Origin of the sequence: Nostoc sp. ChiQUE01b, from assembly GCF_034531255.1 — a bacterium.
Classification (GTDB): Bacteria; Cyanobacteriota; Cyanobacteriia; order Cyanobacteriales; family Nostocaceae; genus Nostoc.
In genome coordinates, this window is record NZ_JAVRBM010000079.1 from 1 (window position 1) to 22,776 (window position 22,776).

A 22,776-nucleotide genomic window follows, 5' to 3' on the forward strand; every position below is an offset into this window, starting at 1 on the left:
TATTGAATTCGGGTAGTCGTTTATTGAATTCGGGTAGTCGTTTATTGAATTCGGGCAACCTCCAATAATTTACATAAAGCCATTCAATACTGCGGAGCCTCAATGAGGGGCATTCCCAGTCGGAGACTAGGAACGAGATCGAGATCACGAGATAATCTGCTAAAAGCTTTTTCTAGACTGACTTTAACTTAAGTTGACACCAATGAGCAATGCTGTGTCCTTACGATAGATGTAGTTTAAATATATGAAAATTGCTGTAAAATATCTGTTGAAATTAAATTTATTCTAGAAAAATTTATCAAACAGAATTCAGGAGTCAGTCGCCAGAATTCAGAATTGAATTCTGTACGACTGGTGGATGAATAAACGGGTTTAAAACCCCCTCCAAATCCTAGATTTGGTGGTCTTCAATCAGTCGCGGGTTTGAATCCCTGACTGATTGATTCTGACCGGAGACGCTCCGTCTCCGGCTCCGCTCCTGAATTCTGACTTCTGAATTCTGAATTCTTCTTCAACAATAAATTGATTGCATATTCACAGATAAGAAATGAGCAGGCGAGGCTGGTTATGATATGGCAATCTGTGAAAATAGGAATTGGCTCTCAGGTTTATTAGAAATTTTTAGTATTGTTGGAGTGCTTGCTGATGGCATATTTTGTTGTGAAAATCACGCTTTAGCCCAGATTACCCCTGATGAAACATTGGTCGATCGCTCTTCAATAACATCTAATGTCAATATTAAAGGTAGCGCTGCTGACCGCATTGATGGTGGAACAATTCGCGGTGCAAACCTATTCCATAGTTTCCAGGAATTTAATGTCGGAGAATCCCAACGTGTTTATTTTGCCAATCCCACGGGAATCTCCAATATTCTCACACGGGTGACGGGAAGTAATATCTCCAATATTCTCGGCACTTTGGGGGTGAATGGTAATGCAAATTTGTTTTTGATCAATCCCAATGGCATTTTATTTGGGAACAATGCACGCCTGGATGTGGCGGGTTCGTTTGTGGCGAGTACGGCGAATTCTTTTGGGTTTGGCAATGGGTTGGAATTTAGTGCAACGAATCCTCAGACTCCTTCCTCATTACTAACAGTTAATCCTTCGGCGTTATTGTTCAATCAACTTCAGGCTGGCAGAATTGAAAATAGGTCAATTGCATCAGCAGGAATAGCTCCCGCAGGTCTTAATGCATTTGGTTTGCGAGTAGGAGATGGTAAAAGTTTGCTGCTAGTGGGTGGTAATGTCAGCATGAATGGCGGCAAGTTAAATGCTTTTGGTGGGAGAGTTGAATTAGGAGGGTTAGCAGCACCTGGAAATGTCAATCTTGTTTTAAATGGCGATAATCTCAACTTGAAATTTCCTGAGAATGTGACTCGTGCAGATGTATCACTTAACAATCAAGCAGGTGTATTTGTGACTGGGGCTGGTAGCGGTAATATTGCAATCAATGCCAGAAATCTAGAAATATTGGAAGGAAGTATTCTAAGTGCTGGTATTGGGCAAGGTTTGGGTACATCTGAAAGTGTTGCCGGGGAAATTACCCTCAAAGCTACGGGAGAAATCAAAATTGCAGATTCTGGGAGCACAATTCGCAATTTTGTGCGCTTGGAAGCAAAAGGCAATGGGGGTAACATAATTATCAATTCTGGTTCTTTCTCATTACGCGATGGCACTCAACTTATTGCCTCAACTTATGGACAGGGGAATGCGGGGAATGTGAAAGTGGATGTAAAAGATGCTGTCTCCCTTGCAGGTAATGCTTATATCGTCAGCACCGTGGAAACAGGAGGTGTAGGTCAGGGTGGCAATATCGACATTTATGCAGCAACGTTGTCACTCACTGATGGCGCTCAACTTTCTGCCTCAACCCTTGGACAGGGGAATGGGGGGAATGTGACAGTGGATGTAAAAGATGCTATCTCCCTTGCAAATGGTGCCATCCTCAGCAGAGTGTCAGCAGGAGGCGTAGGTAAAGGAGGCAATATCAACATCAATGCTACAACACTATCACTCACTGATGGCGCTCAACTGCTAACCAGTACTCGTGGTGCATCTGCTACCCAACCAGCAGGAAGAGGGAATGCAGGCAATGTCAATGTTAAAGTAACAGGTGCTGTTGATATTGCTGGGGAGAAAAACGGTTTTTTCAGTGGGATTGGCAGCAATGTGGGAACGGGGACTGTTGGGAATGGCGGTAGCATTACCATCGATTCTGGTGACTTCTCATTACGAGATGGCGCATTTCTTGCTGCCTCAACCAGTGGACAGGGGAATGGGGGGAATGTGACAGTGGGTGTAAAAGATTTACTCTTACTCCGTCGTGGCGCTCAAATCTCCACCAACGCAGGTACAGAAAAATTAGGTGGCAATGGCGGGAACATCAATATTAACTCCAGATTTATCGTTGCAGTTCCTAACGAAAATAGCGATATCAGCGCTAATGCCTTTACAGGGATTGGTGGTAGAGTTGACATTACAACAAACGGTATTTTCGGTATTCTCCCGCAAAAAAGCCTAACCGAAAAGAGCGATATTACAGCAAGTTCACCATTGGGAGTGAGTGGGGAAGTAACTATCAACAGTCCAGATACTGACCCCAGTCGCGGCTTAATTCAACTACCTTCCAACCTGGTGGATGCATCCCAACAAATCGCCCAAGGTTGCACACCCAGAAGAGGACAAAACGCTAGTCGTTTTATCGCCACTGGACGCGGTGGATTACCCCAAAGTCCTAATGAACCGTTGCAAGGACGAGCAGTGATTACTGGTTGGGTAGATTTGCCCGCACAAGCAACAGCCATCACGGATAAATCATCTACTGCATCTATGACCAAATCTAGCGATGAAATTGTGGAGGCTCAAGGATGGATCGTTGATGGTAACGGTGATATTATGCTCGTGGCTCAATCTGTGCAAAGTTCTTTTATTCCCTCTGCCATATCCTGTAGTCAGCCCCAACTCTTAGAGACGCTACGCGAACGGGGAAGTCAAAAGTCAAAAGTCAAAAGTCAAAAATTTTGAACCCCATAAATAAATTTCGGGGCTTGTACCTTTTTCTTTCTGGTCAATAGACTTCTTGCATAAATCAAAAAAAGAACCCCACCCCGCCTTTGACTTACGTCAAATTCTCCCCTCCCCGCAAGCCTACGGTGTACACACAAGTCGAATTACCCCCCTTGGAAAGGCTACCGTGTATACACAAGTCGAGTTGGCAATCAAATCAACGAAAAACAACGGAAAATTATTTTTAAAATCCTTGATTTTCCGTTAGGACTCTATCAATAACCTGACACTATTGATAATCAGTTCACTTAACTCAAAACCTTGCCTACCAAGGCTTGTATCTTACCAGGCAATGATTTTAGGACTTGTGTATACACCGTAGCCTTGGAAAGGGGGGAAACCGGAAATCCAGTTCCCTCCCCTTTGCAAGGGGAGGGTTAGGGTGGGGTAAAACCCAGATGAGTGAACTGTTTCAGACTTGTGTGTACACCGTAGCCCTGCAAGCGAGGAGGGGTTGGGGGTGGGGTGTTAGGGGACTTTTGCAAGAGGTCTATTCTATTACAAAGGTTCTGGATAACGCATATTTAATTTCACTAGATGTCTATTACCTAATTTTAAGTTTTAAAAACTTTACTCTCATCAAAGTAAAATATCTGCTGAAATTAATTGTAGATAAATTTCTCAATAAATTGATTGCATATTCACAGGTAGGAAATGAGCAAGCGAGGCTGGTTCTGATATGACAACCTGTAAAAATAGGAATTGGTACTCAGATTTCTTAGGAGTTTTTAGTATTATTGGAGTGCTTGCTCATGTCATATTTTGTGATGAAAATCACGCCTTAGCCCAGATTACCCCTGATGGAACATTAGGTAATAACCCTTCAAAAATCACTCCCAATGTCAATATTAAAGGTAGTGCTGCTGACCGCATTGATGGTGGAGCAATTCGCGGTGCAAACCTGTTCCATAGTTTCCAGGAATTTAATGTCGGAGAATCCCAACGAGTTTATTTTGCCAATCCCACGGGAATCTCCAATATTCTCACACGGGTGACAGGAAGTAATATCTCGAATATTCTCGGTACACTGGGGGTGAATGGTGGTGCAAATTTATTTTTTATCAATCCCAATGGGATTTTATTTGGGAAGAATGCACGGCTGGATGTAGCGGGTTCGTTTGTGGCGAGTACGGCGAATTCTTTTGTGTTTGGCAATGGGTTAGAATTTAGTGCAACGAATCCTCAGACTCCTTCTTCATTACTAACAGTTAATCCTTCCGCTTTGCTATTCAATCAACTTCAGGCTGGCAGAATTGAAAACAGTTCAATTGCACCAGCAGGAGATAATATCTTTGGTCTACGAGTACCAGATGGTCGGAGTTTGCTATTAGCGGGTGGAGACATTGCCATCAACGAAGGTCAATTGAATGCTCCGGGTGGACGAGTGGAATTGGCAGGAATTGCAGGTGAGGGGACAGTTGGACTGAATGTAGATGGTAATAATTTGAGTTTGATTGTTCCTGATGGTGTAGCTAAAGCCGATATCTCACTCAGTAATCAAGCCTTGGTTAGTACCAGTGGCGAAGGTGGCGGCGCTATTCAGGTGTGGGGTAAAGGAATTACAGTCAATGGAGGTTCCAAGATTGAAGCCAGCACTTTCGGAGCATTACCTGGAAAAGGATTGAATATAAATGCTTCGGAATCAGTGCAAGTCGTTGGAGAATCACCTACTGGAATTCGCAGTGGTTTATTTGCTGAAACTTTTGGGACAGGAGACGCAGGAAACCTGACAATTAACACCAGGCAGTTACAAATGTTAGCAGGAGGAAAGATTTCATCTGGTACATACAATGCAGGAGCGGCGGGAGATTTAACAGTAAATGCCTCAGAATCTGTACAAGTGGCAGGTCTGACAGTTAGTGGTCAGTTTGGCAGCGACTTGTTTACTCAGAGTAGTTCTGGCGCGACAGGAGAAGGAGGAACGCTAACAATTAAAACTTCTAAGTTGCTCGTCGAAGATGGAGGGCAAGTATCGGCTTCTACTTCTGGTGAAGGTGTGGCAGGAAATTTGACCGTGAATGCCTCAGAATCAGTGCAAGTAATCGGTATTCCATATAATCCCAATTTAGGCTTCACTGGTATATTTGCTGCATCTAATGGAGTCGGAGACGCCGGAGACATCACGATTAACACTAGACAGTTACTCATCCAAAATGGAGCCGGAATCATAACCGATAACGAAGGTAAAGGGGTTGGAGGGAGTATAACAGTAAATGCCGAATCAGTGCAGCTAGTCGGTACTGCTATTCTTCCACAGTTTCCTAATAGATGGTATCCTAGCAGAATAAGTTCTAACGCCTATGGTACAGGGTCCGCAGGAAAGATTACGATTAACACCAATCAGCTGTTAATCCAAGATGGAGCAGCGATTTTAGCTCTAACTAACGGTAGTGGGGCTGGACAAAGTTTAACAGTAAATGCCTCACAATCAGTTAAACTGATCGGATCTGCTACTAATAGTAATAGTCTATTTCCCTTTCCCAGCAGCTTGTTGACTCAAACATCGAGTGCAGGTACAGCAGGAGATTTGGCAATTAATACCAATCAGTTGATTGTCCGAGATGGACAACTATCTGCCAGTACTTTTGGACAAGGGAATGCTGGCAATATAAACATTGAAACTGTCACTATGAATATCATAGATAGTCAAGTGGGAAACAGTGTTTACCGTAAAGGGTTTGCAGGAAATTTGACTATTCACGCTGCCGAGTCAGTGGAAATCAGTGGAAAAGTCAAATCGTTGTTTAGACCTAATATTGAAAATCCTGCTGGCTTATTTGCTCAGGTAAACATTCAAGGTGAGGGTCGCGGTGGCAACTTGACCATTGAGACAAAACGCTTGAGTGTCAGTAATGGAGGCAAAGTGCAAGTGGCTACTTTTGGTCAAGGCGACGCTGGTAATCTCACAATTCGTGCTTCTGAGATAGAGGTATTTGATACACTTATTGATAACCTCTATGCTACAGGTATCAATGCAGGTGTTGAAATAGATGCAGACGAAACAGTGATTCCACCCAGAGGCAACGGTGGCGATTTAACAATTGAAACCGATCGCTTGAGTGTGAGAGGTGGTGCAATAGTATCGGTTGGAACTGCTGGCGAGGGGAATGCAGGTAGATTGCGAATTTATGCGTCGAAATCTGTAGAAGTCGTTGGCAAATCACCAAATGGTAACTTTAACAGCCAAATCAGCGCTGCGGTGACGCCAGAAGGCAGTGGTAGTGGGGGAAGTTTAAAGCTGGAAACTGAGCAGATGAGTGTGCGGGATGGAGGTGAAGTCACTGTCAGTAGTAACGGCGCAGGGACGGCAGGCAACCTTGACATCCAAGCTCGTTCTCTGAGCCTGGATAACCAAGGAGCGATCGCTGCCATAACCAGATCGGGGAATGGTGGTAATATTACCCTGAAGTTGCAAGACTTATTATTACTACGCAATCATAGTCAAATTTCTACCACTGCCGGCAGTAGTAAATTCGGTGGCAATGGCGGGAACATCACCATTAATAGCCCTTTCATTGTCGCCGTCCCTAAAGAAAATAGCGATATCACTGCTAATGCCTTTACAGGGATTGGTGGTAGAGTTGACATTACAACAAACGGTATTTTCGGTATTCTGCCGCAAAAAAGCCTAACCGAAAACAGCGACATTACAGCAAGTTCGCAATTGGGAGTCAGTGGGGAAGTAACTATCAACAGTCCAGATACTGACCCTAGTCGCGGCTTAATTCAACTACCCTCTAACCTTGTGGATGCATCCCGACAAATTGCCCAAGGTTGCACTCCCAAAAGAGGACAAAATGCTAGTCGTTTTATCGCTACCGGACGCGGTGGATTACCCCAAAGTCCTAACGAGCCGTTGCAGGGACGAGCAGTGATTACTGGTTGGGTAGATTTGCCCGCACAAGTAACAGCCAGAGTCACGGAGAAATTATCTACTGCATCTATGACCAAATCTGCCGATCCGATTGTGGAGGCTCAAGGATGGATTGTTGATGCTAAGGGTGATATTATGCTTGTGGCTCAAGCTGGGCAAAGTTCTTCTATTCCTTCTGCCATGTCCTGTAGTCAATGATTCGTTATTCCAATGGGAGAGGAATTTATATTTATCTAAGTATTTCTTCAGAAAAGTTATTACTTTTAATTACTCTTAGCAGAATAAAATTAGGCCAAAGCATTAAAGCGAATCGCTAAAGCGATGACACAGCCTAAAATATCCATCACCACAATCACTATACAAACTAACCTTTATTCAACAATTATTGTTTGTGTGGAGATGGGAATTGCGATCGCTTTTTGGGCAAATTGTGCTTCTGCCCAAATTACCCCTGATCGCACTCTACCTAATAATTCCACCGTCAAACTAGAAGGTAACACCAGAATTATTGAAGGAGGAACCAGAACGGGTGGCAATTTGTTCCACAGCTTTGGGGAGTTTTCCGTTCCCACTGCAAGCACTGCTTTCTTTAATAATGCTCTTGACATTCAAAACATCATTAGCAGGGTAACGGGTAATTCAGTTTCTAACATTGATGGGTTAATCCGCGCGTCGGGTACAGCAAACCTGTTTCTACTTAATCCCAATGGGATTATTTTTGGCAAAAATGGCCAATTGAATATTGGCGGGTCGTTTGTTGCAACGACCGCAAATGCCATTCAATTTGGCAATCAAGGTTTTTTCAATGCTAACAATCCGAATTTTCCTGCACTACTGACGGTCAATCCTTCCGCTTTTTTATTTAATCAAATTGCTGCTGCACCGATTCAAAACAACTCAGTCGCACCAGCAGGATTAGATCCTACAGAAAGCATGAGTGCATATGGTCTCCGTGTACCAGATGGTCAAAGCTTGCTGTTAGTAGGTGGCAACATTAGCATGAATGGTGGCTCCTTGAATGCTTTTGGTGGGAGGGTTGAGTTAGGAGGATTAGCAAGTGCAGGAACGATTGAGTTGAATGGAGATGGTAGCGAACTGAGTTTGAGTTTTCCAAATATACTGGAGCGAAGTGATGTGTCGCTCTTCAATAGTGCTGAGGTTAACGTTCGTGCTGATAACGGTGGCAGTATTGCGATTAATGCCAGTAGCATAGGGCTTGCAAAAGAAAGCCGTATACGAGCTGGGATATCACCAGGATTAGGTTCAGTTAACAGCAAAGCGGGAAATATTGAGATTAATGCAACTGAAACAGTCAATCTCAAAGATGACAGCTTTATTGTTAATTCTGTAACACCTGGATCTGTAGGTAGAGGAGGTAATATTAATGTTACTAGTAGAACAGTATTCGGAACTAATCGTGGTCGGATATTAACCAATACCTTTGGGCTGGGAGATGCAGGCAATATAACCATTAATGCCCCTGACACTGTCTCTTTTGATGGATTGGGTAGTGGTGTTGCTAGTATTGTGACACCTTTTGCTAAAGGTAATTCAGGCAGTATAAATATTACCACTGGATCGCTTTCTGTCACTAATGGCGCTCAAATACTTTCTAGTATTTATCCTTCTGGGCGAGGGAATACAGGTAATGTCAATATAACTGCGCGTGATAATGTCTCTTTTGATGGTACAGATAGTGGTGCAGGTAACTCATTAGAATCTGGTGCAGTGGGCAAAGCAGGTAACGTCAGTATCACCACTGGTTCGCTTTTCGTTACCAATGGTGCTCAACTACAATCTTTAACTCGTGGTCAAGGAGATGCAAAAGGTGTAACAATAACTGCGCGTGATACCGTTGCCTTTGATGGGATAGGTAGCAATGGAGCAAATAGTGGTGCCTTCAGCAGTGTGGAATTTGGCGCAATCGGTAATGGAGGCGATATCAATATTGAGACTAGGGCGCTTTCTGTTACCAATGGTGCTGGACTATCTGTTAGCTCCTTTGGGCAAGGATCTGCAGGAAGTTTAACAATTACAGCTAGTGATACTGTATCCTTCAATGGCGGGAGTGCCTTAAGCAATTTGGAAGCTAATGCTTCAGGTAAAGGAGGAAGCATCACTTTTACCGCAGGTTCGCTCTCTGTCACAAATGGCGGTCAAATAGATGCTATTACTTTTGGACAGGGGAATGCAGGCGATATAACTATTACTGCTGGTGATACTGTTTTTCTTGATGGATTGGGTAGTAATGGATTGAGTAGTGCTGTTGCTAGTGCTGTAGAATTTGGATCTAAGGGTAAGGGAGGAAACATCAAGATCGCTACAGGCGCACTTGCTGTCACTAATGGCGCTCAACTAGACACTACTACTTATGGGCAAGGAGAGGCAGGGAGTGTGACGATAACTGCTCGCGATGGTGTTTTGTTTGATGGTGTGGACAAAAATGGATTGTCTAGTGCTGCAGTGAGTGCTGTCGGAATTAGAGGAGTAGGCAAGGGAGGAGAGATTTTGATTGCAGCAGGCTCACTTGATATCACCAACGGCGCTCAAATAATTACCAGTTCAGCTGGTCAAGGAGATGCAGGTAGTGTGATGATTCATGCGAGTGAATATGTCTTCTTGGCTGGGAGTGATACTGGTATCTTCAGCATTTTTAACAAAGTGCTATTTGAAGAAATAGGCAAGGGCGGCACTATTACTATTGCTACTGATTCATTATCTGTGATGAATAAAGCTGAAATAACTGCTAGCAACTTTGGACAGGGGACAGCAGGTGATATAGGAATTACAGCTGATTCGATTCGTCTTAACAACAGCAGCATTCAAGCTACTACTGCTTCAGGTAATGGCGGAAATATCAACCTGAATTTGCAAGACCTCTTACTGTTGCGTCGTGGCAGTCAAATTTCAACCACAGCCGGTACTGCCCAAGCTGGAGGCGATGGCGGTAACATCACCATTAATAGCCCTTTCATTGTCGCCGTCCCCAAAGAAAACAGCGATATCAGCGCTAACGCCTTTACAGGGATTGGTGGTAGAGTTGACATTACAACTAACGGTATTTTTGGTATTGCCCCGCAAAAAAGCCCAACCGAAAACAGTGACATTACAGCGAGTTCCCAATTGGGAGTGAGTGGGGAAGTAACTATCAACAGTCCAGATACTGACCCCAGTCGCGGCTTAATTCAACTACCCACTAACCTCGTGGATGCATCCCGACAAATTGCCCAAGGTTGCACTCCCAAAAGAGGACAAAATGCCAGTCGTTTTATCGCCACGGGACGCGGTGGATTACCCCAAAGTCCTAATGAACCATTGCAAGGACGAGCAGTGATTACTGGTTGGGTAGATTTGCCTGCACAAGCAACAGCCAGAGTAACAGAGAAATTATCTACTGCAACTATGACCAAATCTAGCGATCAAATTGTGGAGGCTCAAGGATGGATTGTTGATGCTAAGGGTGATGTTGTTTTTGTAGCTCAATCTGAGCAAAGTTCTTCTATGCCTTCTGCCATGTCTTGTAGTCAATGATTCGTTACCCCGATGGGGGAGGAATTCTTATGAAACCCAAGAGTTATAAAAATAATCAGTGGCAACAGATATGCAACAGATGGTTGATTCGTCCCTTTAAAAACCATAACTTGCCTGTTTTCATCCTCTTGGTTCTGGTGACAGCTTTTTTGTGCGTTACTGCTTTTCCTGTTGCTGCAACTTTAGAGACACAACATATCGCAACTTTTGCAGTCTCAATCCAAAATCCTCCTGCACAAACACAAGACTTGCTGCAACAGGGTAAAGTGCTGTATGAGGCAGGAAAGTTTGCAGAAGCGGTTAGAGTTTTGCAACAAGCAGTTAAAAGTTATGGCAGCCAAGGCAATGAATTACAGCAGGCTGTAGCATTAAGTAATTTGGCGTTGGCATATCAAAAACTGGGTAATTTACCACCAGCGCAGCAGGCAATTACAGATAGCTTGAAGTTGCTCGAAAAATCCTCTAATTCCCAAAATATTGAGGTTTTGGCTCCAATTCTAGATATTCAAGGTAGTATTCAACTAGACTTGGGACAAGCTGAACAGGCACTTAACACCTGGCAACGTGCGGAATCCAGCTATAAGCAATTAGGCGATCAAAATGGCATTATCCGCGATCGCATCAATCAAGCACAAGCATGGCAAGTTTTGGGATTTTACCGTCGGGCTTTGACAATCTTGACTCAATTGCAGCAGCAGTTACAATCAAAACCTAACTCTATTACCAAAGCAGTAGAATTACGGTCTTTCGGGAATGCTATGCAATTAGCAGGAGATTTGAATCAATCCCGTCAGGTATTACAGCAAAGTTTGTCAATTGCCCAAAAATTGGATTCTCCCCAGGATGTGAGCGCGGCTTTATTCAGTTTAGGCAACACGGCACAAGTACAGCAAGATTTTAAGGGTGCAATACAGTTTTATCAGCAAGCGGCTGCGATCGCTCCTAACCCGATTAGCAAAGTTCAGGCTGAAGTTAATCAATTGAACTTACTAGTGAACACGGGACAAACAGCTGCCGTGCAGACACTATTGCCGCAAATCCAAACTCAACTGGCACAACTACCTACTTCTGTGACAACTATTTATACCCAAATTAATCTAGCTCAAAGCTTGATGAAATTTGGGACTACACCCCAAGCGATCGCTCAAATCTGCGCCAGAGCCTTGCAACAAGCTCAAGATTTGGCAGATAAACGAGCCGAGAGCTTTGCCGTTGGGACTTTGGGCAGTGTATACGAACAAACTAAGCAATGGTCAATAGCCCAGAACCTCACCCAACAAGCACTGAACATAGCCCAAACAATCAATGCCCCAGATATCGCTTATCGTTGGCATTGGCAGTTAGGACGCTTGTTAAAACAGCAGGGAGAGATTGAGGGCGCTATTGCCAGCTATGATACTGCGATCGGTGAGTTGCAGACTCTCCGTAGTGACTTAGTAGTTGTGAATCGAGATGTCCAGTTTTCCTTTAAAGAAAGTGTAGAACCTGTATATCGAGAGTCTGTAGAATTATTGTTGCAGTTTCAGCAAACTCATCCGAGCGAACCAATCCTAGACAAAGCTAGACAGAGGATTGAAGCACTGCAACTAGCGGAATTAGACGACTTTTTCCGGGAAGCTTGCATTAATGCCAAAACTGTTTTGCTTGACACAATCGTAGATAAAGATAATCCTACAGCCGCGATCATTTATCCAATTATTCTGCCCGATCAACTGCAAGTGATTGTCAAAATCCCTAAACAACCACTGCGTAATTATACAGTAAATAAGTCACAAAATGAAGTAGAAGGTATTATCAGAAAACTCAGAGAGTATCTATTAGAACCTGACCGGACTGAGGAAGTGCAGGCGCTATCACAGGAAGTCTATGGGTGGTTAATCAAAGAAATTGAGTCAGATTTAAAAGATAGTGGCGTCAAAACCCTTGTATTTGTACTGGATGGAATATTGCGAAATGTGCCAATGGCTATATTGTATGACGGTCAGCAATATCTGGTAGAAAAATACGCTGTAGCACTCAGCTTAGGACTCCAGTTACTCGCACTCAAACCCTTGACACCAACAAAACTCAATGTACTAGCTGCCGGGTTAGTGCAACCACCACAAGGCTTTCAACAGCAATTTCCACCGCTACCAGAAATTAAATCAGAATTCGACTCTATTTCCCAAGCGATCGCGTCTACCACCCAGTTATTAGATCGAGACTTCAACAGCAAAAACCTAGAGAGTAAGGTAAATACTGTACCATTTAATGTGTTACATCTGGCAACCCACGGTCAATTTAGCTCGAGTGTTGAGAATACTTTTATACTTGCAGATGATGGGCCGATCAACGTTACGCAATTTGATAGTCTACTGCGTCGTCGGGATCAAACTCGCTCAGAAGTTTTGGAAATGCTGGTATTAAGTGCTTGCCAAACTGCTACTGGTGACAATCGCGCCACACTAGGGCTAGCAGGAGCATCCGTGAAAGCTGGTGCCCGTAGTACCTTGGCTTCACTATGGCATATCAGTGATAAATCTACTGCTATCTTAATTGGTGAATTTTATCGTGAGTTAGTTAAAACTGAGGTGACAAAGGCTGAAGCTTTGCGTCGTGCCCAAGTAAAGTTATTAAAAGATTATCCCAATTACAGTCGTCCGGGCTACTGGGCACCTTATGTTTTAGTTGGTAACTGGCTTTAACAAATTCTATCCACTGATTGAAGTTTCTAGAGATTATTCTTCTGGAGAGTGATAGAAGCTGTTCATGAGCGATCGCTTTCCTCGAACGCTTTTGTTACTACGGGGAAAGAATCTTTTGTTTACCATTCCCACCACTGTGAGGAAGAATGGATTTATATTCTATCGGGACAAGCGATCGCAGAAATCGATAAAGAAGAATTTGAGGTTTTCCCAGAAAACTTTATGGCATAGTAAAACACGATACGGTTTAGGAGTAATATCTTTGATAAAAACTATATTCATCTGTGCAGTTGTCATCTGCACAACTTATATTTACCCGATTAAGACATCAGCAGGAGAAAAACCTTCTGCGATTTTTCATGCATTTGACCAGCAGTACACTGATATTGAAAAGTTTGTATGTGAAATAGGGAAGCAAGGATATTCTCACATTCAAATTTCTCCAGCCCAAAAATCTAATCCTGCTCCAGAATGGTGGGCACGCTATCAACCTGTAGACTACAGCATTATCGAAGGTAGAGGTTCACTCTTAAATTTAAAAAAACTTATTAGTCAAGCCCACAGTTGTCAGGTCAAAGTGATTGCTGATGTTGTTTTCAATCACATGGCTAATTTAGATGGCAATGATGATTTGGAAGATTTAACTAAATTTCCAGGTCTTTCTATAAATGACTTTAATTCGGATTCAAACCGTCCAGGTAAAAAATCTTGTAGCATTAATTATAGTGATGGCAATAGAGATTCAGAAATTAATTGTTGGTTAGGTGGACTTCCTGAATTGAGATTTACCAATAATGTTAAAAAAATTCAAAAAGCTCATTTAAAAAAATTGCTAGATTTAGGAATTGATGGATTTCGATTTGATGCTGCCAAGCATATCCCAGCAGATGTTATCAAAGAGTACATCAGCTATGTGGATCAACAAAGTCAAGGCAAAGCATGGAATTATCTTGAGGTAATCACAGATAGCGACACCAGTGCAGAAAATTATAACTGGATTGCTGCTGTCACAGATTTTGTTCTCTACAATTCAATGAAAAATGCCTTCAGCTTTGGTGGAGATTTGCGTTCTCTGCGAGTTCCCACAGGCATAAACGATCCGCGTAGCGTCACTTTTGGCAGAAACCATGATACTATCCGCGAGATTAATTCCAATGCCATTAACCCCTATAGCGATCCTTCTGACTCTTTCCTTGCAACAGCATATATCCTGGCAAGAGAAAGTGGCACTCCTTTAATACTGAACTGGGATAATAGAGATGTTTCTTTTATCAAATATGGTGTCAAATTCCGCCAAATTATGCATCAACGAGGAAATCAGGAAAAAAATATCAAAGAAAATGTTTTAGCAGCTATTGATAGCCCGACTGTATTGCTAATGGAGCGGGGCAGTGAAGGATTTTTTGTTGTTAATAAAGGGGAGAATAAATTTAATATCCCAGCACTGGATTTGACCTTGACGAATTTGGATGGATGTTATCGGGAACTCCGTAATAATTTTACTGTTGCGATTGAACGTCGCGAAGGTGAGAAAAAATTTATAACTCGTTGGGGAAACCGGAATAGAGGCGGTATGGAAGTTCAAAAACGCGATGCACTCTATTTTATTCGAGAACCTTTTAATCAATGTCAAGTGTAGATGTTCTCTCTTGCTCTTAGCTCGACTTTATTGATGAAGGCAGGAGGCAGTAGGAAAACTGCCCGACGCTGGCGGACTCGCTAACACTGCGCTATCTGTTTCCTGTCGCGACCAAACGGGTCTTGGGTTTAAAATCCCCACTGAACTTTCGTTCAGTAGCTTCAATTCAGGAGGGGTTGAATCCTATAAGTTATATCAAGTTCGGTTAATCACTTATAATTACCGCATCTATGCAAAAATCTCAAAAGCCTCTTTTCCCCTGCTCCCTGCGGTCTAAATAATAAGTCTTTACCCGGACATGATATCAATACGGTTCAGTTAAGAAAAATTGTAGCGACTGTTTTAAAAGTCAAGCGATTGCTTTGTTTGTGGAGATTTATGAAAGCGATGCCTACGGCGGGCTACGCCTACGTACCTGTGTACTTGATCGCGGTGCGACAAAGTTTGAAGTACTCCAACACGACTTCGGAGTACCTCAACACGACTTCGGAGTACCTCAACACGACTTTGGAGTACCTCAACACGACTTTGGAGTACCTCAACACGACTTCGAAGTACCTCAACACGACTTTGAAGTACCTCAACACGACTTTGAAGTACCTCAACACGACTTCGAAGTACCTCAACACGACTTCGAAGTACCTCAACACGACTTTGGAGTACCTCAACACGACTTCGATGTATCCCCCTGTAATCCCTCCTTGGTAAGAGGGACGGCTCAGACATTAAGATCAAAAGTGCGATGCCTGCTCTGGGCTACGCTATCGCCTGATATTGTAGCGATTGTCTTAAAAGTCAAGCGTATTGTCCTATAAGTGAATTGCTCCTTCTGCCTCCTGCCTCCTTCCTTCTGCCTTCATCAATAAAGTCCAGCTAACAGCAGAAAAATTTGTATCAATCAAGCAGTCAGTACACCAATTAATTTTGAATAACCATCATCTAATTCACAAATTATCTCAGCTTTTTATTGCAAGCGTAGAGATACACTACCTGCATGGGCTGGCAAACCTTCTGCCTCTGCTAAGGTGACAGCTGCTTTGCCTATTGTCTGTAATGATTGTTTGTCACATTCTAAAAAAGTAATTCGTTTGAGAAAGTCGAACACACTCAAACCAGAAGCAAAGCGGGCAGAACGGGCAGTTGGCAGTATATGGTTGGGGCCTCCTAAATAATCACCAATCGCTTCTGGAGTATAGCGTCCTAAAAACACGCTGCCGGCACACTTAATTTGATTGGCTAGCAGTTGCGGGTTGTCTGTGCACAATTCCACATGTTCAGGAGCTAATTGATTGAGCAATGGTATACTTTCTAACAAATCGCTGACCAGAATCACGGCTGCATAATTTTGCCAACTAGCACCGGCAACTTCTCTGGTGGGTAAATCAGCGAGAATTTTCTCAACAGCCTTTATTACTTGTTGCGCGAAGATTTCGGAATCAGTAATTAAGATTGACTGGGCACTAGGATCGTGTTCTGCTTGCGATAATAAATCCCAGGCAATCCAATCTGGGTTGTTCTGGCTGTCGGCTACCACTAAAATTTCTGAAGGGCCAGCGATGCTATCAATGCCAACAGTGCCAAAGACTTGACGCTTGGCTTCAGCAACATAAGCATTACCAGGGCCAACAATTTTATCCACAGGGGCAATGCTTTCTGTACCATAAGCTAATGCTGCGATCGCTTGCGCCCCGCCAATGCCATATATTTCTGTAACACCGGCAACTTGAGCCGCAGCCAATACGGCGGGATTAATCTCACCGTCAGGCATCGGTACTGTCATGACAATTCTTTCAACACCGGCAATTTTAGCTGGTAAGGCATTCATCAACAAAGAACTCGGATAGCTAGCCCGTCCTCCTGGTACATAAATTCCTACTTGCGACAGCGCTACCCAATTCAATCCCAGTTTTACCCCGACTGCATCAGTGTAGCCAATATCTTGCGGTAGTTGTTTTTCATGGAAAGCCACAATCCTTTTAGCAGCAAGTTCCAGCGCCGCCAAGACATCGGCAGGACATTGCGTTGCGTGTTCGGCAATAAAGGTTTCGCTTAGATGCAAAGACTGGAGATTGTTGCGATCAAAGCGGCTAGTATAGTCCTTAACTGCGACATCACCACGCACTTTGACATCAGCTAGAATCTCACGTACTGTCCCACTAACATCAACTGTAACTTCCCGGCGATCGCTTACAAGGGTTTTGAATCTAACAGAAAAATCTTTGTCGGTAGTTTGAAGTAGCTGCATCGACAGTACCTATAAAAGCAGTGAGGTCAATAATTAGTTTAACTCCTGATTAACTTGCTCGATATGACTGTGGCTTATATGCATCACTCGTCGAAACAGCCCCGAAATTTATTTATGGGGTTCAAAATTTTTGACTTTTGACTTTTGACTTCCCCGCAGGGGCTGACATACCTGCCCAGCGTTGGTCAAGAGAGAACTTTTAGCAAGCGTTCGTTAAGCACGCACAATAATGATCGGTTGTTACACACACCAGTCTGATTGTTATTAGCCAGAATAGTTAGAGCTGTAATCGTTTGAAAAGGCCAAAATTTATAAAAATGAAAAATATTATCTCGATTGGTTGGAATAACTGGTTAAAACGGCATAAAGAATCTGTTTTACTATTTGACTCAATGACTGCCGCTAATGAGATTGCTTTCATGCTTAACGGTCAGTGGGATGGCTGCAATGGTGTAATTGTGGCTTCTAGTGATGAGGTAGCTGTTAACACTGCTGCCAAACTATTAAAAGCTACATGGTGTTATCAAGGCGCATCAAAAGCTGTTTTAGACAGAGTAACAACTGATGAAATTTTACGCCGTTATGCAATAGGAGAAAGAAATTTTGTTAATGCTAATTTAAGGTGTGCAGTGCTTGCATCAGTGAAGCTGAGTGAAATTAACCTAAGTTATGCCTCGTTGAGTTGGGCAAACTTAAGTCAAGCCAATCTAAGTAAAGCTGATTTAACAGCAGCAGACCTAACTCAAGCAAATTTAAGTGGAGCCGACTTGAGTAAAGCATACTTGATCAGGGCAAATCTAAGCGAGGCAGACCTGCAACGAGCTTCACTTCAGGGGGCTAACCTAAGTAGTGCTAACTTAAGTGAAGTCAACCTCACAGGTGCAGATTTAACAGGAGCTAATCTGTCACTAGCAGACCTAAGAGGGGCAAATTTTCACTTGTGCAATTTGAGTGGGGCTAACCTAAAAGATGCCAAGTTAATTGAAAGTGATATCATGTCCGCATAATTAGTTATGATTTCCACAGTCATTGCACCCCACCCCTTAATCCCCTCCCCGCAAGCGGGGAGGGGAGACAAAGCGTAGCTTTGGCGGGGTGGGGTTCTTCGGGTTTAATAAGTAATCAAACGGACATGATATGACTTGGCTTTTGCTCAACAATGATCGCCAAACTCCAATATTACCTCTAGTACAGCATGGCGTAAATAAACCACCTATTCCAAATCAACGAAACGCTTACGCTGTATACCTGTTTGAATGCGTGAATGCATGAATTTTGAACAAGAAGCAGGGGGGAAGGGAGCTCTCAGCAGGGGGAATGCTCCTTCCTCCCTGGTGTGAAGCAAAGCGGAACATGGGTCACAATCCCCCGCAACATTTAACAAAGTTTGGGGGTTTAAGTCCCCTGTCTCTATAGACAGCAGGTTTTGTGTCGGGGTTAAATCCCCGTTACAAAACGTAATTGCGAATTGCGAATTGCGAATTGCGAATTGCGAATTGGTTTAAGCGGTTCTCGTACCCTACGGGAAGCTAGCGCAACAGGTGGGGTTCAATCCCTTTTCTGTTCATCCCCCTGCTCCCCTGCCTCTTCTTGAATTCCGCCTTGCGGTACTAGTCAGTTCCGCCCCAAGTCCAAGTAGGATTGCCATTCTTTAAACGATTTTTTAGCACGACTAGGGGATAATCATTAGCATCAGAGCCGCCAGCCAAATCTAGGATGAAATAAACTTTACCTTTAACAAAGTGCATCCGTAAATAATTAATCTTTCCAGAGTAGTCTTGCCCATCAACCTTAGTCATTCCAGCAGAAGCAAAGCATTTAGCATATTTTGGCTTGAGTGTCCCAACCCATGTAACACTAAAGCTATTACTGGCTTGAACAGAGATGTTACTGGCATAGGCACTCAGGTTAATAGAGCCATCTGTTGCAAAACTGCCTTCTTGATAAGGATGGGGTTTTTCAGTGACAATCACCTTGTCTGGACAGCTTTGTTTTTGCTCGTTTTCACTATAAACTTTTAGCTCAATGTTTTGTGATTGATTTTGTGCTTGGACGCACCAGTTGGATAACAAAGGCAGTAAACCAATACTTGTGCCTATAATCAAAATCAAAGGTCTAAATGAAATTATACTCATATCTGAACAAATACTAAATTTAATATAGTATTAGATTTTAGTAATTAATTGGGGAAATAAATTCAAGGTTGAGAACTGAAATTACTGAAAAAATGGAATCAGGTAGGTAAAAATTATGGCAAATATTATTGGAACCAGCGGCTACGAGTTACTAGAGGGTGGTACTGGAAATGATACTATTATTGGTGGTCAAGGGAATGATATCCTCACTGGTGGCGGTGGCAAGGATAAATTTATTTACAACTTGGGCGACGGCACTGATACAATCACTGATTTCGGTGGCATAGGTAAAGGAACGAACCCGACAGCAGCGGTTATTGCTGAAGTGGACACCATCAAATTCCAGGGTGCAGGATTAACTGCTCGAAATTTACTGCTGATTCAGAATGGCAACGATCTAGAAATTACCTTTGAAGGGAATACTAATGCCATAGTTATCCTGCAAAACTTCAAACTAGAAAACTTGGATAATCTGAAAGCTTCTGGAGCAAAACCAGCTCTTGGTAATATCCTGTTTGACGGGCAAAATACCATCACCGACAGCTTTAATGTCCTCGATTCCAACTCTACTGATACTAGCCTGGGCATCAAGAACACAGTAACTTTTCTCAATGACCTCAACAATAACATTACGGGGTTAGAGGACTCAAATGATGTCGTTAATGGTCAAGGCGGTAATGACAAAATCGATGGCTTGAGTGGAAACGATTTGCTACGAGGTGGTGCAGGTGATGATACTCTTATTGGTGGTGCGGGAAATGACTCGCTCATTGGTGGTACGGGGACTGACTCCCTTGTTGGCAATAATTTGCTTTCTGGGGGCTATGGCAATGATTATCTCTCCATCTCTGGCTACGAGAGCTTTAGCTATCCAGACTACGACTACAACTCTCGCTCGTCTGGTAAGAACACCCTCAACGGTGGCGCTGGTGACGATAACTTGAGTGCTAGCGGTTCAACAGGCAATAATTTGCTCTCTGGGGATGATGGCAATGATAATCTCTCCATCTCTGGTTACTACGAAGGAAATAACTACGGAAACTACGACTCTCGTTCCATAGGCAATAATACCCTCAACGGTGGTGCAGGTAAGGATACCTTAAGTGCTGGCGGTTCAACAGGCGATAATTTGCTCTCTGGGGGTGATGGCAATGACTATCTCTCCATTTCTGGCTACTACAGCTATATTCCCAGCGACCCGTACTCACCCCGCGACGTTTCCATCACATACGAGTCTCGTTCCATAAGTAATAACACCCTTAATGGTGGCACTGGGGACGATAACTTGAATGCTACTAATTCAAAAGGTGATAACTTACTGGATGGTGGCGCTGGCAATGATTATATCTCCGCCTCTGGCGCCTTTGGTAAGAACACAATCTATGGTGGCAGTGGGAATGATATCCTTATAGGTGGTTTTGGTAATGACACCCTCTATGGAGGAGCTGGTACTGATACCTTTGTTTTCAATAGTTACAATCAAGGTGTTGACAGTATTTATGACTTCAACGCGACTAATGAACTGATTCAGGCATCGGCTGCTAGCTTTGGCGGCGGGTTATCACTGGGTTCACTTAAGACAAGTCAGTTTACCCTGGGAACATCTGCAACGACAAGCAATCAACGATTTATCTATGACAGTGTTACAGGTGGACTGTTCTTTGACCTTGATGGCAGTGCGTCTGGGTTTACTCAGGTAAAATTTGCACAACTATCTACTGGATTGTCAGTCAGCGTAAACAATTTTGTGGTTGTTTAATCGGAATTAGCACTCTTTGATCGCCAAGCGGTACAGTTTGTAAGATGCTATTTTTAGCTTAAACCGACAGAAGCCCCACGTCTGACCCAATAGGGCAGCGTGGGACGGACACTTTGCTCAAGTTGGGAAACCCTTCCTGTGCAAGTGTTCTTATAGACCAATACGGTTCAGTTAAGGAAATTTATCCGTTGAGGCAGGCAGGGGGAGCAGGGGATGCAGGGGAAGCAGGGGGAGAAAAAAAAGCTTATCTGAACCGTATTGTCTTATAGACTTGATATCAAAGTTAAATATAGGACTCATATTTGATTTTTAAGGGAGCTAGGTACACCTTTATTCCTTCTTAAGAGTCCCCAGTCCCCAGTCTCTACGAGTAATTCACCGAATCAAATCGGATTGCTATAGTTAAAAATTCTTTTATGCTAAAAATTTCTAATCTTAACGTTTATTACGGCGAAAGCCATATTCTCCGCAATGTAGATTTGAGCGTACCATCTGGGCAAATGGTTTGCCTAATTGGACGCAATGGTGTCGGAAAAACTACCCTACTAAAAACTATCATGGGTTTACTCAAACCCCGCAGCGGTACTATTAATTTAGCTGAAGAATTAATCAACTCTAAATCCCCAGACCAAAGGGCAAAGTTGGGAATTGGTTATGTCCCCCAAGGACGAGAGATTATCCCTCGGTTGACAGTTAAAGAAAATCTATTGCTGGGGTTGGAAGCTAGACGCAAACCAGTAAAAAAAGCAGAAATTTCAGAGGAAGTTTTTAGTTTATTTCCGGTGTTAAAAACTATGCTTTCGCGGATGGGTGGTGATTTAAGTGGAGGACAGCAGCAACAATTAGCGATCGCACGTGCTTTAATGGGAGAACCTCAATTACTCGTCTTAGATGAACCCACCGAAGGTATTCAACCCTCCATCATTCTAGAAATTGAAGCCGCAGTCCGTCGCATCGTCGAAACCACAGGCATTTCGGTATTATTAGTAGAGCAACATTTACACTTTGTCCGTCAGGCTGATTATTATTACGCCATGCAAAAAGGTGGTATTGTCGCCTCCGGTTCCACAGCCGAACTTAGCCAAGATGTGATTCAGCGCTTTTTAGCTGTTTAATTTTTGATATTTCTATATCAATTGTATCGGTAGCAATCAAGTCTGCTGCCTCTTGTAAAAGCTCATTTTGTTCTTTTTGAATTGCTTCTAACCGAATAGAAATTTCTGCTAATCGTTGTTGTTTATTTTGTTGAAAATTTTCAGGTAGTAAAGCTGATAGGTTATCAGTTGTTTTAGCACCTGTAATTCGTTGAACAGCAAAACTCCCAACTTTAGTTAAGGATAGAAAGCTAACTTGAAACAAAGCCACAAGCAATTTTAACGGAACTTTGAGTATTGACCAACTAGCTGTTTCAATCAAGCGGACAATTGCTTTAATGATGCTCCAAACGAGAGCAAGTATAAACAGCAAAATGACTATACTTATAATTGGGTGATTAGCTGCCCAATTTAGTATTTGAACTAACCGAAAAAATATCGGGTGTTGTATCAGCCAATCACTTGCAGAAGATGTAATAGCATCTTTAACTGCTCCCGATGTTGTACTCTTAAATTGCTCTGCTGTTTGCCAAGTTTGTTCTAAACTTGTTGTAACTGTATCAATTGCTCTATCAGTTGTTGTATTTAAAGACTCTCCAGCTTGTTGTGCTGAATTACTTAGAGAGTTAACGCTTCCGCCCACAAAATCTTTTACATTTTGCCAGCGTTGTAAAACTCCATTAGGCAAATTTAGGTCTATTTGAGATGCCATAGAATATTTCACCGAGGCTGAAATTTTTGCAAAGG

At 43.0% G+C, this 22,776-nt stretch carries 14 protein-coding genes; 11 read left to right on the forward strand and 3 right to left on the reverse strand.

The annotated features are described in order from the left end of the window. Window positions 1–572 precede the first annotated feature (572 nt). The 7 genes from RMY63_RS32980 (at window position 573) to RMY63_RS33010 (ending at window position 15,504) form a co-directional block, all read left to right on the forward strand. Window positions 573–3,026: a filamentous hemagglutinin N-terminal domain-containing protein gene (locus RMY63_RS32980; RefSeq protein WP_322732737.1), complete on the forward strand. Its 2,454-nt coding sequence runs from the start codon at window positions 573–575 to the stop codon at window positions 3,024–3,026. 721 nt (window positions 3,027–3,747) lie between these two features. After that, window positions 3,748–7,140 (forward strand): filamentous hemagglutinin N-terminal domain-containing protein, encoded by a 3,393-nt coding sequence (locus tag RMY63_RS32985; protein WP_322732738.1) that lies wholly within the window; start codon window positions 3,748–3,750, stop codon window positions 7,138–7,140. 123 nt (window positions 7,141–7,263) lie between these two features. After that, entirely contained in the window at window positions 7,264–10,473 is a 3,210-nt protein-coding gene (locus tag RMY63_RS32990; protein WP_322732739.1) for a filamentous hemagglutinin N-terminal domain-containing protein, read from the forward strand. Window positions 10,474–10,502: 29 nt separating this feature from the next. Then, on the forward strand, window positions 10,503–13,157 hold the full coding sequence (locus tag RMY63_RS32995; RefSeq protein ID WP_322732740.1) for a CHAT domain-containing protein: 2,655 nt from the start codon (window positions 10,503–10,505) through the stop codon (window positions 13,155–13,157). Between the two features lie 48 nt (window positions 13,158–13,205). Continuing rightward, on the forward strand, window positions 13,206–13,388 hold the full coding sequence (locus RMY63_RS33000; protein ID WP_322732741.1) for a hypothetical protein: 183 nt from the start codon (window positions 13,206–13,208) through the stop codon (window positions 13,386–13,388). Between the two features lie 31 nt (window positions 13,389–13,419). Beyond that, entirely contained in the window at window positions 13,420–14,796 is a 1,377-nt protein-coding gene (locus RMY63_RS33005; protein ID WP_322732742.1) for an alpha-amylase family glycosyl hydrolase, read from the forward strand. Window positions 14,797–15,174: 378 nt separating this feature from the next. Then, window positions 15,175–15,504 carry a hypothetical protein gene (locus RMY63_RS33010; RefSeq protein WP_322732743.1) on the forward strand — a complete coding sequence of 110 codons (330 nt, stop codon included), beginning with the start codon at window positions 15,175–15,177 and terminating at the stop codon, window positions 15,502–15,504. Between the two features lie 256 nt (window positions 15,505–15,760). On the opposite strand, the gene hisD is transcribed toward RMY63_RS33010, so the two are convergent. Continuing rightward, window positions 15,761–17,041 (reverse strand): histidinol dehydrogenase, encoded by a 1,281-nt coding sequence (gene hisD / locus RMY63_RS33015; protein ID WP_322732744.1) that lies wholly within the window; start codon window positions 17,039–17,041, stop codon window positions 15,761–15,763. A gap of 317 nt (window positions 17,042–17,358) precedes the next feature. On the opposite strand from hisD, the gene RMY63_RS33020 reads away from it, so the two are divergent. Further along, entirely contained in the window at window positions 17,359–18,048 is a 690-nt protein-coding gene (locus tag RMY63_RS33020; protein WP_322732745.1) for a pentapeptide repeat-containing protein, read from the forward strand. A gap of 603 nt (window positions 18,049–18,651) precedes the next feature. Here the strand turns inward: RMY63_RS33020 and RMY63_RS33025 are convergent. After that, window positions 18,652–19,176 carry a hypothetical protein gene (locus tag RMY63_RS33025; protein WP_322732746.1) on the reverse strand — a complete coding sequence of 175 codons (525 nt, stop codon included), beginning with the start codon at window positions 19,174–19,176 and terminating at the stop codon, window positions 18,652–18,654. Between the two features lie 115 nt (window positions 19,177–19,291). Between RMY63_RS33025 and RMY63_RS33030 the strand changes: the two genes are divergently transcribed. The 3 genes from RMY63_RS33030 (at window position 19,292) to urtE (ending at window position 22,050) form a co-directional block, all read left to right on the forward strand. Continuing rightward, a complete protein-coding gene (locus RMY63_RS33030; protein ID WP_322732747.1) occupies window positions 19,292–20,935 on the forward strand; it encodes a calcium-binding protein in 1,644 nt (547 codons plus the stop codon). A 122-nt stretch (window positions 20,936–21,057) separates the two neighbouring features. Beyond that, entirely contained in the window at window positions 21,058–21,204 is a 147-nt protein-coding gene (locus tag RMY63_RS33035; RefSeq protein WP_322732748.1) for a hypothetical protein, read from the forward strand. Between the two features lie 147 nt (window positions 21,205–21,351). Next, window positions 21,352–22,050, forward strand: a complete 699-nt coding sequence (gene urtE, locus RMY63_RS33040; RefSeq protein ID WP_322732749.1) for an urea ABC transporter ATP-binding subunit UrtE — start codon at window positions 21,352–21,354, stop codon at window positions 22,048–22,050. Here the strand turns inward: urtE and RMY63_RS33045 are convergent. Further along, window positions 22,013–22,741, reverse strand: a complete 729-nt coding sequence (locus RMY63_RS33045; RefSeq protein ID WP_322732750.1) for a hypothetical protein — start codon at window positions 22,739–22,741, stop codon at window positions 22,013–22,015. The genes urtE and RMY63_RS33045 overlap by 38 nt on opposite strands. Window positions 22,742–22,776: the final 35 nt, after the last annotated feature.

Bases quoted from the DNA above. Each gene is read 5' to 3' on its own strand.
- RMY63_RS32980 (WP_322732737.1), top strand. From the start codon at position 573: ATGGCAATCTGTGAAAATAGGAATTGGCTCTCAGGTTTATTAGAAATT.
- RMY63_RS32985 (WP_322732738.1), top strand. From the start codon at position 3,748: ATGACAACCTGTAAAAATAGGAATTGGTACTCAGATTTCTTAGGAGTT.
- RMY63_RS32990 (WP_322732739.1), top strand. From the start codon at position 7,264: ATGACACAGCCTAAAATATCCATCACCACAATCACTATACAAACTAAC.
- RMY63_RS32995 (WP_322732740.1), top strand. From the start codon at position 10,503: ATGAAACCCAAGAGTTATAAAAATAATCAGTGGCAACAGATATGCAAC.
- RMY63_RS33010 (WP_322732743.1), top strand. From the start codon at position 15,175: ATGAAAGCGATGCCTACGGCGGGCTACGCCTACGTACCTGTGTACTTG.
- hisD (WP_322732744.1), bottom strand. From the start codon at position 17,041: ATGCAGCTACTTCAAACTACCGACAAAGATTTTTCTGTTAGATTCAAA.
- RMY63_RS33020 (WP_322732745.1), top strand. From the start codon at position 17,359: ATGAAAAATATTATCTCGATTGGTTGGAATAACTGGTTAAAACGGCAT.
- RMY63_RS33025 (WP_322732746.1), bottom strand. From the start codon at position 19,176: ATGAGTATAATTTCATTTAGACCTTTGATTTTGATTATAGGCACAAGT.
- RMY63_RS33030 (WP_322732747.1), top strand. From the start codon at position 19,292: ATGGCAAATATTATTGGAACCAGCGGCTACGAGTTACTAGAGGGTGGT.
- urtE (WP_322732749.1), top strand. From the start codon at position 21,352: ATGCTAAAAATTTCTAATCTTAACGTTTATTACGGCGAAAGCCATATT.
- RMY63_RS33045 (WP_322732750.1), bottom strand. From the start codon at position 22,741: ATGGCATCTCAAATAGACCTAAATTTGCCTAATGGAGTTTTACAACGC.